This window comes from Flagellimonas algicola, from assembly GCF_005937185.1.
GTDB classification, from domain to species: domain Bacteria; phylum Bacteroidota; class Bacteroidia; order Flavobacteriales; family Flavobacteriaceae; genus Flagellimonas; species Flagellimonas algicola.
Map to the genome: position 1 here is coordinate 993,694 of NZ_VCNI01000001.1, position 11,867 is coordinate 1,005,560.

The following is an 11,867-nucleotide window of genomic DNA, read 5'->3' on the forward strand; positions in this document are numbered from 1 at the left end:
GCCATTAACAAGCTATGGGTTCAGCTATACTTAATTTTGTTGGTCAAATGTGATTGTTTCCATTGTATGATTAGATTTTTACTCGGCCTCTCCCTTTTCTCGATTTTGTCGTGTACTGATAAATCAGGAGAATGTCCTACGGTCTTTTTTGGAGGGGAAATAGTGAATCCTACCAGCGAGTATGTTGTTCTGTACAGAAACGACACGTATATCGATTCTGCTCAACTGGACACCGGAAACCGCTTCTCCTTTAAACTTCAGGGTATAGAGGAAGGGCTCTATCATTTTGACCACAATCCGGAACTTCAATATCTATACTTACAGGAGGGCGATAGCATTCTCATTCGATTGAATACAATGGAATTTGATGAGTCCTTGGTATTTTCCGGCGAAGGAAGTGAAATCAACAATTTTTTGATTGAGATGTTCTTAGCCAATGAAAAGGAGGAACATGAAGTATATGGACTGTTTCATCTTCCCCCGGAAGAGTTCCGATCAAAGATGGATTCGCTCCAGGCTGCCAAGCTGGAACATTTGAACGAATTGGTTGCGGAAAACCAATTGTCTGAAAAGGCCATTAACTTAGCCAAGGCTTCTGTAAATTTTCAAAGTTATACCCATAGGGAAGCCTACCCGTTTTACCATAAGAAGAAAACAGGAGGCGAGGAGTTTCCTAGCCTTCCCGATAGTTTTTACGCTTACCGCAAAACCGTGAACCTCAATGATCGGGAGCTGGCATATTTTCGACCTTATTTTGACTACATCAAATACCATTTTGGGAATTTGTCCTATATGGCCTGCATGGAAGATTGCGGAGTAATGGAAAAGCCAGCCTTGGGACGATTGCACTACAACAAGCACAAATTGAGCTTGGTGGATAGTTTGGTTGATGACAATGAGCTTAGGAATTTGCTGTTCCGAAACATTGCTATGGATTATCTGTTAAGGGAACATTCCGCCAGTCAAGAGTGTCAGATATTTATTGATAAGTTCCGAAAACTCTCTTCCAGTGACGAGCATAAACAAGAGATAACCGACCTCTACGATGGTATCCAAAAACTACAGCCCAATAAGGAGCTTCCAGATGTTTCCATCGTAGATGTAAATAACGAGCCAGTGTCGATCAAGGAAATAGGAAAGGATGGGAAAACGGTTTTTTACTTCTGGACGGGATCACAAAAAAAGCATCTAAAGAATGTTGTTAAATATGTGGCCAAGTATCAGAAGAAGCATCCAGAGTACCGCTTTGTGGGCATCAATGTAAAAACGGGCTACACCCAATGGCAAAACTTATTGGAAGAGTACAATCTGGATAAAGCCAACCAATTCCATGCCGCCGACTTTGAGGAAATCCAGACAACCATGATCTTGGACGATCTTTATAAATGCGTGATCACAGAGGACAATGTGATTGTGGATGCCTTCGCCAATCTAAAAAAGCCCCAAATATAAATTCAGGGCTTTTCCAAAATCATTTTTCTTTCTGTTTAGGAATTTCCTTTGCGGTAGTCCGCCAAGAATTTCTCCAAACCTATATCCGTCAACGGGTGTTTCAACAATCCTGTAATGGATGAAAGTGGGCCGGTCATAACATCCGCTCCAATCTTGGCACAATCGATCACGTGCATGGTATGTCTAATGGAAGCCGCCAAGATTTGCGTTTCAAATCCGTAGTTGTCATAAATCTGACGGATTTCCGCAATCAGATTAAGACCATCCGTAGAAATATCGTCCAACCTTCCCAAGAAAGGAGACACATAGGTAGCTCCAGCTTTGGCAGCCAATAATGCCTGTCCAGGGGAAAATACCAGGGTGCAATTGGTTCGGATTCCGTTATCTGAAAAATATTTCAAGGCTTTTACCCCGTCTTTGATCATAGGTACTTTTACCACAATTTGATCATGAAGTTTGGCAAGCTCCTCCCCTTCTTTGACCATGTTGTCAAAATCAGTGGCAACCACTTCTGCGGAAACATCCCCATCCACAATGTTGCAGATGTCCACATAATGTTTTAGAATATTTTCAGTTCCGGTAATACCTTCCTTGGCCATGAGCGAAGGGTTGGTGGTAACCCCATCCAAAACACCCAATTGCTCTGCTTCGGCAATTTGGTCCAAGTTGGCTGTGTCTATAAAAAATTTCATCCTGCTTAAGCTGTTTTTTATGTTGTAATAGAATTCGTTGCGAATTTACAACATTAAGAAGGCACGGCTTCACAAATGGGATAAAATAAATGTTAGGCAGTACCTATTCCACTACCTGAATTGTGAACTGTCTTGTGGTTGAATCCGAGCAGGTTGGACTGCCATCGTAGCCATAGTAATCATAGGATTCCACAAAGAGCTCCACGGTAAATCTATAAGTACCCCGTTCCTCTGGTTGCCCAAAGAGCTCCACGGACCTACGTCTAAAGTCATAGGAAATGCCTGGCGGAAGATCGCCATAGACCACAAAATCGTAAATATAGTCGTTGTCGTTGACCTCGTTACTGATCTCCGCAGTTACCTCGTCATAGTACCTTTCCCCAACAAAACCGATTTCCAAAGGTCTATCATGAAGTTCTGGATTGATGTTGAAAACGCACTCGTAAATCTCGTCGCAGCCTTGAAAAAGAAAAGTTGATGCTGCCAATAAAATGATGGTTGTAATGTTCTTTGGTTTCATGTTTATAATGAAATCAAAAAACATGCCATCGTGTTTTTACAGCTTGTAATGGTTGAGCAAAAGCTTCTCGTAAACCCGGCCGGGAAGCACTCTTTTCAGCAGCAGCGAAAGCCTTTGCGTAAATTCCCCAACGGGATAGTGCACCTTGGTTTTTTTCTTTTGAATGATCTGATGGACTTTCTTTGCCACTTGCAGGGGATCTCCTCCGGCGTCCACATGTTCGTTCATCAAGTCCAAACTGCGCTGGTAGTCTTCCTCATAAGCCGAATCCTTAATCACCGGAGCATGATAACGACCGGCAGCGATATTGGTGGCAAAATCGCCAGGAGCCAAATTGGTGATGGATATCCCAAATTTCTTGGTTTCCATCCGGAGGGATTCGGTTACTAAATTTAATGCACCCTTGGTAGCCGAATAATATCCTCTAAAGGGCAGTCCCATATAACCGGCAATGGAAGTAGTGTTGATGATCAGTCCCCCACCTTGTTTGCGCATTTGGGGCAAAACGGCCTTCATCATATGGATGGGGCCATGAAAATTGGTATCAAACACATTCAGGATCTCCTCATGGGGAGTTTCCTCAACGGGACCCGTTATGCCAACTCCGGCGTTGTTGATCAGCACATCCAACCTACTTGCTTTGGCAATGACCTCACTTACCGCTTGTTGGACACTCTCTGGAAGTTTCACATCCAATTGGATAAGTTCAAAAGCAGAAAAATCAGGGTGTTTATTAGGATTTCGCGTAGTGCCATAGACCTTGTATCCCTTTTCGGTAAGATAAGTCCCCACAGATTTTCCTATACCTGAGGAACCGCCGGTGATCAGTACAACTTTTTTATCCATGTTTGCAATTTGAAATTGGGCTGGAAAGATACATGATCAGGAGAATTTAGGGTACAAAAAAAGGCAAGCTACCTACATCGCACCGCTACAACCACATACCCTTGCTGCGTTCCCGCCCTGGGGGATTCTGCAGGAGCTGGTCGTGTAGGACTTGCCAAATGCAAATATACGACCATTTTAAATTTGCTGCAATCCCATTTCATTCTTAATTTCGATAACCAAGTCTCAACACAATGAAAAAAGCGATTAGCACCATGGTCAAGCTATTTTCCATATTTGGTTTCCTGCTCTTTTTCCTCGGATGCGGGGAGGCCGACCCTACCAAATTTTTTGCCATACAATTGGAAGGTAACGGTAATAAATTCCAACAAAACCAAGAAGTCGGAATTACACTTAAAAACAAGAAAGAAGCCCATGTTTCCTCCGTCCATTATACGTTGGACGCAAAAGAACTATCGGAAAGCAACGGTCAAATCCGATTAAGCGCCAAGACGCTGGGAAATAAAGAACTGGTAGCCAAAATTCGCCTGGGAGACCAGATGGTAGAAATCAAGAAAAAAATCAAACTTTTGGCCGAATCTTCTCCGGAAATTTACACCTATGAAATCCTTAATACCTACCCGCACGATCAAACGGCCTATACCCAAGGACTGGAATTTCACAATGGGATTTTATACGAGAGTACTGGAAAAAGAGGATTCTCCACGGTGCGTAAGGTAAATTTTGAAACCGGCGAGGTTTTGGATAAAATTGATATGGACACCGATGTTTTTGGGGAAGGCATCACCTTGCTCAATGATCAGCTGTACCACCTCACCTGGCAAAAGCGAATGGGCTATGTGTATGACCCCAATACCCTGGAGAAAAAAAAGGATTTCAGTTATGGAAAAAGCCGTGAGGGCTGGGGCCTTTGCAATGATGGCTCCAAAATCTACAAAAGCGACGGCACCGAAAAAATATGGTTCTTGGATCCAGGGACCCTAGAGGAAATGGGCTATATAGAAACCGTGACCAACAAATCCATCTTTAACAAGGCCAATGAACTGGAGTACGTGAATGGGAAAATCTATGCCAATGTTTACCTAAAAGAAAGCATGATGATCATTGATGCCACTTCTGGGGCCATAGAAGGGGTCATCAACTTTGGAGGGCTCAAGAACAAAATTAGGAAGGGTGCCAATTGGGACGAAGGTAATTCCGTACTCAATGGGGTGGCCTATCACAAAGAACGGGGCACCTTCTTCGTCACCGGAAAAAACTGGGACAAACTCTTCGAGGTTCAAATCCGAAAAAAAGACTGATGCAATCCTATTCCGAAGTCCTGACCGTACAGGAACAGGATCTGGACGACAACCAGCACGTAAACAACGTGCGCTACGTGGAATGGGTACAGAACATTTCCAAAAAACATTGGGAAGCAGCCACGAATCCAGATATCCGCAAAAACATGATCTGGGTGGTCAAAAACCACAACATCTCCTACCAACGTTCTGCCTTGCTGGGGGACGAGCTCCTGCTGAAAACACATATTCAGAAAACCCAAGGCCCGCTCTCTATCCGGGTAGTTGAGATCCATCACAATAAAACAGGGCAACTTATAGTTAAGGCTATTACAGAATGGTGCCTTTTGGACGCAATAAGCTTACGACCCAAACGTGTCCCGGAAGCCATTCAAAAACTATTCAAGGGAACGTGAACCGCTGGTATCTCAAATCTATGGCAATCTGCGCGGGCTTGATGCTCATCATCCTTGCCGCCTCATGCCGTAAAGATTTTGACTACGAACACGACTCGGGTAATTTGTCCTTTTCCAAGGACACCGTTTTCCTGGATACCATTTTCGCCAATATTGGGAGCGCCACCTATACCTTAAAGGTATACAACAAGGGCGTGCGGGATATTTTGATTCCCTTTATTGGGTTGGAGACCGGGCAAAGCAGCAGTTACCGACTCAACGTGGATGGGCTGGCCGGCAAGGAGTTCACAGACATTCCACTATTGGCCAAGGACAGCCTTTTTGTCTTTATTGAAACCACCTATGATGTGGCTCCCACCAACCAGACCGAATTCTTATACACGGAAAACCTTTTGTTTGGAACCGGTCCCAATACGCAAAACGTACCCTTGGTCACCTTGGTTAAAGATGCCGTCTTCCTCTATCCGGCAACCCAATCCGATGGCACTAAGGAAACCCTGGTGGTAGGACAGGATGAAGATGGCAATGAGATACGGGTGGAAGGTTTTTATCTGGAACCTGACCAATTGCTCTTCACCAATGAAAAACCGTACGTAATCTACGGCTATGCCGCCGTCCCTGATGGAAATACCTTAAACATACAAGCTGGTGCACGGGTACATTTTCACAACAATTCTGGCTTGATTGTGGAGAACGGAGCCTCCCTCCATGTAAATGGCAGCTTAAGCGAGGATCAAGAACTTTTGGAAAACGAAGTCATTTTTGAGGGCGACCGCTTGGAGCCTGCCTATGCCCAGGAACCGGGCCAATGGGGCACCATCTGGTTTAGAACAGGAAGTACCAACAACCATTTGGAACATCTCACGCTAAAAAATGCCACTCTGGGTTTAAGGGTGGATGGCGCAGCACCTTGGGACATCCCTACCCTTACCCTCCGCAACAGCCAGATCTATAATAGCCTTAACCATAATCTCTGGGCCACCTCGGCTCGTATACTGGCAGAGAATACTGTTTTGGGTGGCGCGGGCGGCTACAGCTTCCTGGCCCATTTGGGTGGCAGATACCAATTTACCCACTGTACCCTGGCCAACTATTGGGGCAACGGATTTAGAAAAGGCACTGCCCTGGCCCTGAATAATTTTGAGGGATCCACCACCATGGATTTGGAACAAGCGGATTTCATTAACTGTATTGTTGCTGGAAGTATGCCTGTGGAGTTTAGTTTGGAAGCAGATGCCGCTGCGGCCTTTAATTTCAGCTTTGGAAATTGCTTGCTGCAGTTCAACAGTACGGACAATGGTTTTGAAAATAACCCACTATATAACTTTGAGGACGCAGATCGTTATATTGATGTAATTTTTGATAGTGACCCGGATTTTTTCTTACCTTTTGATAACCAATTTCATATAGGTGTCAATTCGTTTGCCCTAGATGCAGCCGACCCCGATATAGCTCCCCCAATTCCCTTGGACATTCGAGGTACGGATAGGTTGCCCAATCCAGATATTGGCGCATACGAATTTGTTCCGGAAAATTGAGTTTTTTGGAATTTTTATGATAAAAACCCTCGAAAAAAGCTGTTTTTGCGGGAATCCCCCAGTTTTTTTAAGGGAAAAATGCAACGAGTTTTTTTGAGACGTTATTAACTTGCAGCCAGGGTTTTACATATGGATTATACCTACACCATTATCGATTCCAATGCTGCTTCCAAGCTCCAATTACAAGTGTACTTGAGAGAATATGGAGACTTTAGCTGTGTAGGTACTGCCACCAATCCCGAAACCGGTTTAAATACCATTTTGAAATTTGCCCCAGATATGGTCTTAATCAATCTTCAGGAAGAAGGTATGGGCTATTTTCATATGGTCTCAGAACTGAACCAGTTCTTGAGTAGCCTACCCATTATTATAGGGTACTCATCCTCAAAAAAATATGCATACAACGCTATAAAAAGTGGTTTCTTTGATTATTGGGTCTTGCCGCACAACGAGTTTGATGTGCGCAAGACCATTTTAAGGTTGCGAAAAACCTACCCCCAACAAAATGTCCCCGCCACCCTTTGCCTTAAGACCTATAATGACTATAGGTATTTGGACACCACCGAGATCCTATATCTAAAATCCGATAACAATTCCACGGACTTCTTTATGCGCAACGGCCATGTGGTGAGTGCCTTTAAAACCTTAAAGTCGTTTGAGGAGCAATTGCCAGAGAGCTTTGTCCGTATCCACCAAAGCTATATTATCAACAGCCGCTATGTACGCCGTATCAATTACGGAAAGTCCATATGCACCCTAAGGACTGAGAACCAGGACGAACTTCCCTTCTCCAAGACCTACAGGGAAAAAGTGGACACCCTAAAGGAAATGCTCTCCAAAACTGCAATTAACACTTATAATTAGTGTAATTCTTACACACTTCTGCAAAATTCTAACACAGTAGGCCCGTTTACTAAAACATTTGGGACACCCGCTTGCTTTTTGGGTCACTAGGATAACTTGGCTGCATAAACCAAATTTTCTAACCAAAAAACATAGAAAGATGATGAGAAAGGTTGTAAGTATTTTTGCCGTAGTAGTATTGACCATGGGATTGTTCTCTTGTGAAGCAGACAGTGTAAGTGAAACCGAAAACCTAATGGAAAGCCTGGAAGATCAAAATGCCACTGGCGGTAACAAAAGTGATGACGATAGACAGTAAGTAAAAATTGAACTAGTCAAATGAGAAAATTTACTCTATTCATCATTTATAGCTGTTCTGCCGTTTTGCTAATTTGTTGTGGTTATGCCAATAACCGTGAGACATCAGAAAACATGGTGGTTTCAGACTCTGACCAATCAAGTGTCGAAATGAAACTTGAACATGAGTTTTTAACGCAAGCTCAGTTTGCCCGTTGGAAATCCATTGTAGACGATGACCGAGAGTTGTAACCTTTGATAAACTTATTAGATAGCCCCATAACCCGTCCGGTCTGGGGCTTTTTTTATACCTTGTAGTAAAAGAAAACAAAACTTTACCCCCATTTTAGCACAGAACATTGAAAAACAAGCTCTTAATACTGCTTCTGGTTTTGCTATGCGCCTGCGGAAAGCAAGCTACCGTTGTTCCTGTCTCCAAAGAGTCTGAACAAATCAACGCTTGGATAGATGCTGCCCGGGATAGTGTACAGATATCTATAGCTGCCCGAAAAGGGTTTTTAAATCAATCTGCTGATTTGGCTTATGGCATTGCCAATGATACGATTCGGCTGGATCATTTATCCCGAATTTCCTTGGCCTATAAACGTCTGGAAGATTCCGTGGGATTCCGAAAAATGAATCATCAGGTACTAGAACTTGCACGCCGTGGTAAATTGTATAAAGCAGAAGGGGAATCCCATTGGGATATGGCCTCCTTCCTAAAATCGTATGGAGTTATGGATAGTGCCTTCTACCACTATCAAAAAGCTCATAAAAGTTTTCAGCAATTACCTGTTGATTCGACTTCACTTTCTTTACAAGGACGAATACTATATAGTATGGGCGGTATCCAAGATTACTTCATGGATTATTTAGGTGCTGAAAAAAATGTAACGGAAGCTTTAAGAATTTTTGATGGTTTAGAGGATAATCTTAGAATATATAATTGCTACAATTTACTCGGGGTAATTGCTGGAAACATGAAGAGTCCAGAAAAAGCTTTGGAGAGCTATCAAAAGGCCGGGGTTATACTTAAAAAACTGGACAAAAGCGATCAAGTGAGATTAAAGGGGCAAAATCAACATAACATTGCTTATGCCTATTTAAAAGGGAAAGATTACAATCAAGCAGAGTTGACTTTTAATGAGTTTTTTAAAGATAATGGCCTTAAATCTGACAACCCCGAACTTTATTCAACTGGTTTGGTTAGTCTTGCTTACTCAATTTTTAAGGGTAAGTCAGATTTTCAGGAAACTGAGAATCTACTGTTAAAAGCGATTGCCGTAAATGACAGTGTAGGCTTTTCAATGGATCAAGCTAGAGCAAAGCAATATTACGCAGAGCTTCTCGCAATTCAAGGGGATACATTAAAAGCCTTAAAAAATGCCAATGAAGGACTTGAAATTGCAACGGAAACCTCAAACAATGACCATCATCTGGAAATCTTAAGATTGCTTACTAAACTTGATAGTAAAAATGCTGTGTCCTATTCCAACGAGTATTACTCCTTAAATGAAAGTATTAAATCTGAGGAACGGGTAACGCGTGACAAATTCGCACGTATCCGTTTGGAGACAGACGAGGTGATCCAAAGAAACGAGGCCCTTACCCGGGGCAAACTCATCTGGACTTTGGTAGCCATCGGGCTACTGCTGGCCGCCATAGCGCTATATATCATCTTTGCCCAACGCGCCAGTAACAACAAGCTCAAATTTGAGCAGAAGCAACAAGATGCCAATAAGGAAATCTACAACCTAATGCTCTCGCAACGTGGTAAGTTTGAGGAAGGTAAAAAACTGGAGAAGAAACGCGTATCCGAAGAGCTGCATGATAGTGTGTTGGGCGATCTACTGAGCATACGTATGTTCATGGGCGTCCTCAACGAACAAAGCGATGAATCTGCTGTTGAACAACGGGCACAAATGATTGAAAAACTACGGGAAGTGGAGGAAGAAATCCGCACCATATCCCACGAAATGAACAAAGCTTCGTACGAAAAATTTTATAACTTTATCGTTTCCTTGGAAGAGCTGGTGGAGACCATTGAAGCTTCCTCTGGAATCCAATGTTCCTTTACTTATGACGACGATGTGGAATGGGATGCCCTGGATGGTGACATTAAGATCAATAGCTATAGAATTGTACAGGAATCCCTTAAAAACAGCGTTAAACATGCCCAATGTGAGGAAGCCCTCATCGCCTTTAAATTGTCGGATGGCACGTTGACCCTGACCATACAGGACAATGGAGTTGGCTTTGATGTGAACAAGGGCAGGAACGGTATTGGTCTTCGAAACCTGACCTCCAGAGCAGAGAAAATGAACGGAACCCTGCACGTGGACAGTGGAAAAGGAAACGGGACCACCATCACGGTCCAGATGCCCGCCAAGTATATTGGACCGCAAAACCCTTCAGGTTTGGAGGGACAAATTGAAATGCAAAATGCCTAAATCTTAAATACGGAACGTATGAAAACACTACGAATTTTAACCATTGATGATCATGAGATGACGATGCTGGGATACAAGTATATCCTAGAGCGCATAGTTTTTGAAGGATATTCCATTATTGTGGATACGGCCAATTCCTATGAACTGGGCAAACGGATGATCGAAGAATCCGTGGACTCTTTTAAATATGATATCCTGTTTTTAGACGTGCAATTGTATCCACCCAATGAAGATCAACCCAATACCGGAGAAGATTTGGGCAAGTTGGCACGGCGACTGGTTCCAGAGACCAAGATTATATTCATGTCTTCCTTCAGCGATAATTTTAGGATCAACAGCATATTAAAATCTGTGGACCCGGATGGTTACCTGATCAAAAACGATATAGACCCCCAAACTTTAGAAGATGCGGTGAAGACCGTAACACTGAATCCCCCATATTATTCCTCCAAAGCCTTGGCGGCCATTCGTAAAAAGTTGAAGAACGATATTGACTTGGATGAAAAGGACAAGAAGATTCTCTACCATTTATCCATTGGAACCAAAAACAAGGATTTGGAACAACATATTCGTTTGTCACCTTCTTCCATAGAAAACCGAAAAAGGCATATGAAAACCCTTTTTGGTACCGAAAACGAGAATGATCTTGCCTTGATTTTAGCGGCAAAAAACCGAGGGTTCATATAGTCGATTTGTAATCACCAGAGGGTGATTTCCCGAAGGCCGTTTTTTCTTTTTTCCCGAAAAACCCCTAAAAAGGGGGGTAAATTGCGGGAAATCCCCAGAATTTTTAAGGATTTCCTCCAACAGATTGATAAAGTTTCGTTTTAACTTTGATAGGGAACACGATGAAGAAACGCAATGCCATACCAAAAAAGATCCAATCTCATTTTCCCCCTAACTGGTATCAGGACATTTGTTGCTGCAGAAGGACTGGACGAATTCATTAGGGTTCTTGAAAAAGATTTTTTCGCGGAATTGACGGTAAAATGTCAATATGAAAGAGCAACTGAGAGAACCGAATTAATTTTAGATGTTTCTTGCAACTTTGGTCTTACCGAAGGTTTGCACCATTTCAGCACTGGTAATTGGGGTGGATTTTCCTGCACCGAAAATGGAAAATCCTCTTTTGACACTGCTTTTGAGCAGTTGAGCAATTTGAATGACGGAAACATAGACATCGCCGAGTTGTCTATCCACTTTAGGGACACTTCCGTTATTATAACTAGAATCCAAGATTACAGCATCCCGGACCAATTGGGGGCCATTATCAACAAGGCCAGCGAACATTTTGTGTATTTCACCAAAGGCCTGACGGAAATGCCCTATGAAATCTTTGTATCCGTTTTTGAAGACGCTTCCCAAAAGGGAGCTTCGTTGGAAAATTGGGAACAAAGTTACTTTGATCACTGGGGCCTGTATTTTGAAGATGACCCACAACACGATGTGATGGTCTATTCCTTGGAAAGCAAAACCATGAAGAAAGAAGATTTTTTCCTATTGGACTAAAACTCCTTTCTACCAGTATGGGCT

General features: G+C 42.9%; 13 protein-coding genes and 1 other RNA gene. 10 read left to right on the top strand and 4 right to left on the bottom strand.

From position 1 onward, the window contains the following. The first annotated feature begins 66 nt into the window (after positions 1 to 66). Complete coding sequence (locus tag FGG15_RS04300) at positions 67 to 1,452, top strand: TlpA family protein disulfide reductase (protein ID WP_138833568.1); 1,386 nt, start codon at positions 67 to 69, stop codon at positions 1,450 to 1,452. Positions 1,453 to 1,487: 35 nt separating this feature from the next. Here FGG15_RS04300 and fsa read toward each other — a convergent pair whose 3' ends face one another. The 4 genes from fsa to ffs all read right to left on the bottom strand — a co-directional run bounded on the left by fsa (position 1,488) and on the right by ffs (position 3,667). Next, positions 1,488 to 2,144: a fructose-6-phosphate aldolase gene (gene fsa / locus FGG15_RS04305; RefSeq protein WP_138833570.1), complete on the bottom strand. Its 657-nt coding sequence runs from the start codon at positions 2,142 to 2,144 to the stop codon at positions 1,488 to 1,490. 103 nt (positions 2,145 to 2,247) lie between these two features. Further along, positions 2,248 to 2,664 carry a hypothetical protein gene (locus FGG15_RS04310; protein WP_138833572.1) on the bottom strand — a complete coding sequence of 139 codons (417 nt, stop codon included), beginning with the start codon at positions 2,662 to 2,664 and terminating at the stop codon, positions 2,248 to 2,250. A gap of 36 nt (positions 2,665 to 2,700) precedes the next feature. Further along, positions 2,701 to 3,510 carry an SDR family oxidoreductase gene (locus FGG15_RS04315; RefSeq protein WP_138833574.1) on the bottom strand — a complete coding sequence of 270 codons (810 nt, stop codon included), beginning with the start codon at positions 3,508 to 3,510 and terminating at the stop codon, positions 2,701 to 2,703. A 58-nt stretch (positions 3,511 to 3,568) separates the two neighbouring features. After that, an RNA gene (gene ffs / locus FGG15_RS04320) (signal recognition particle sRNA small type) lies at positions 3,569 to 3,667 on the bottom strand. A gap of 76 nt (positions 3,668 to 3,743) precedes the next feature. Here ffs and FGG15_RS04325 point away from each other — a divergent pair. The 9 genes from FGG15_RS04325 to FGG15_RS04360 all read left to right on the top strand — a co-directional run bounded on the left by FGG15_RS04325 (position 3,744) and on the right by FGG15_RS04360 (position 11,843). Then, complete coding sequence (locus FGG15_RS04325; protein WP_237561742.1) at positions 3,744 to 4,811, top strand: glutaminyl-peptide cyclotransferase; 1,068 nt, start codon at positions 3,744 to 3,746, stop codon at positions 4,809 to 4,811. Then, complete coding sequence (locus FGG15_RS04330) at positions 4,811 to 5,206, top strand: acyl-CoA thioesterase (protein WP_138833576.1); 396 nt, start codon at positions 4,811 to 4,813, stop codon at positions 5,204 to 5,206. Before FGG15_RS04325 ends, FGG15_RS04330 begins: the two co-directional genes overlap by 1 nt. 41 nt (positions 5,207 to 5,247) lie before the next feature. Beyond that, positions 5,248 to 6,744, top strand: a complete 1,497-nt coding sequence (locus FGG15_RS04335) for a hypothetical protein (RefSeq protein WP_237561743.1) — start codon at positions 5,248 to 5,250, stop codon at positions 6,742 to 6,744. 129 nt (positions 6,745 to 6,873) lie between these two features. After that, the gene (locus tag FGG15_RS04340; protein ID WP_138833580.1) at positions 6,874 to 7,608 is read left to right on the top strand and encodes a LytR/AlgR family response regulator transcription factor; all 735 of its coding nucleotides are present in this window, start codon (positions 6,874 to 6,876) and stop codon (positions 7,606 to 7,608) included. Between the two features lie 139 nt (positions 7,609 to 7,747). Further along, on the top strand, positions 7,748 to 7,906 hold the full coding sequence (locus FGG15_RS20055) for a hypothetical protein (RefSeq protein WP_161991920.1): 159 nt from the start codon (positions 7,748 to 7,750) through the stop codon (positions 7,904 to 7,906). Positions 7,907 to 7,926: 20 nt separating this feature from the next. Next, the gene (locus tag FGG15_RS04345; protein ID WP_138833582.1) at positions 7,927 to 8,136 is read left to right on the top strand and encodes a hypothetical protein; all 210 of its coding nucleotides are present in this window, start codon (positions 7,927 to 7,929) and stop codon (positions 8,134 to 8,136) included. Between the two features lie 107 nt (positions 8,137 to 8,243). After that, positions 8,244 to 10,334 (top strand): tetratricopeptide repeat-containing sensor histidine kinase, encoded by a 2,091-nt coding sequence (locus FGG15_RS04350; protein ID WP_138833584.1) that lies wholly within the window; start codon positions 8,244 to 8,246, stop codon positions 10,332 to 10,334. Positions 10,335 to 10,352: 18 nt separating this feature from the next. Next, positions 10,353 to 11,021 (top strand): response regulator transcription factor, encoded by a 669-nt coding sequence (locus FGG15_RS04355; protein ID WP_138833587.1) that lies wholly within the window; start codon positions 10,353 to 10,355, stop codon positions 11,019 to 11,021. A 174-nt stretch (positions 11,022 to 11,195) separates the two neighbouring features. Continuing rightward, positions 11,196 to 11,843 (top strand): hypothetical protein, encoded by a 648-nt coding sequence (locus tag FGG15_RS04360; protein ID WP_138833589.1) that lies wholly within the window; start codon positions 11,196 to 11,198, stop codon positions 11,841 to 11,843. The last annotated feature ends 24 nt before the right edge of the window (positions 11,844 to 11,867 follow it).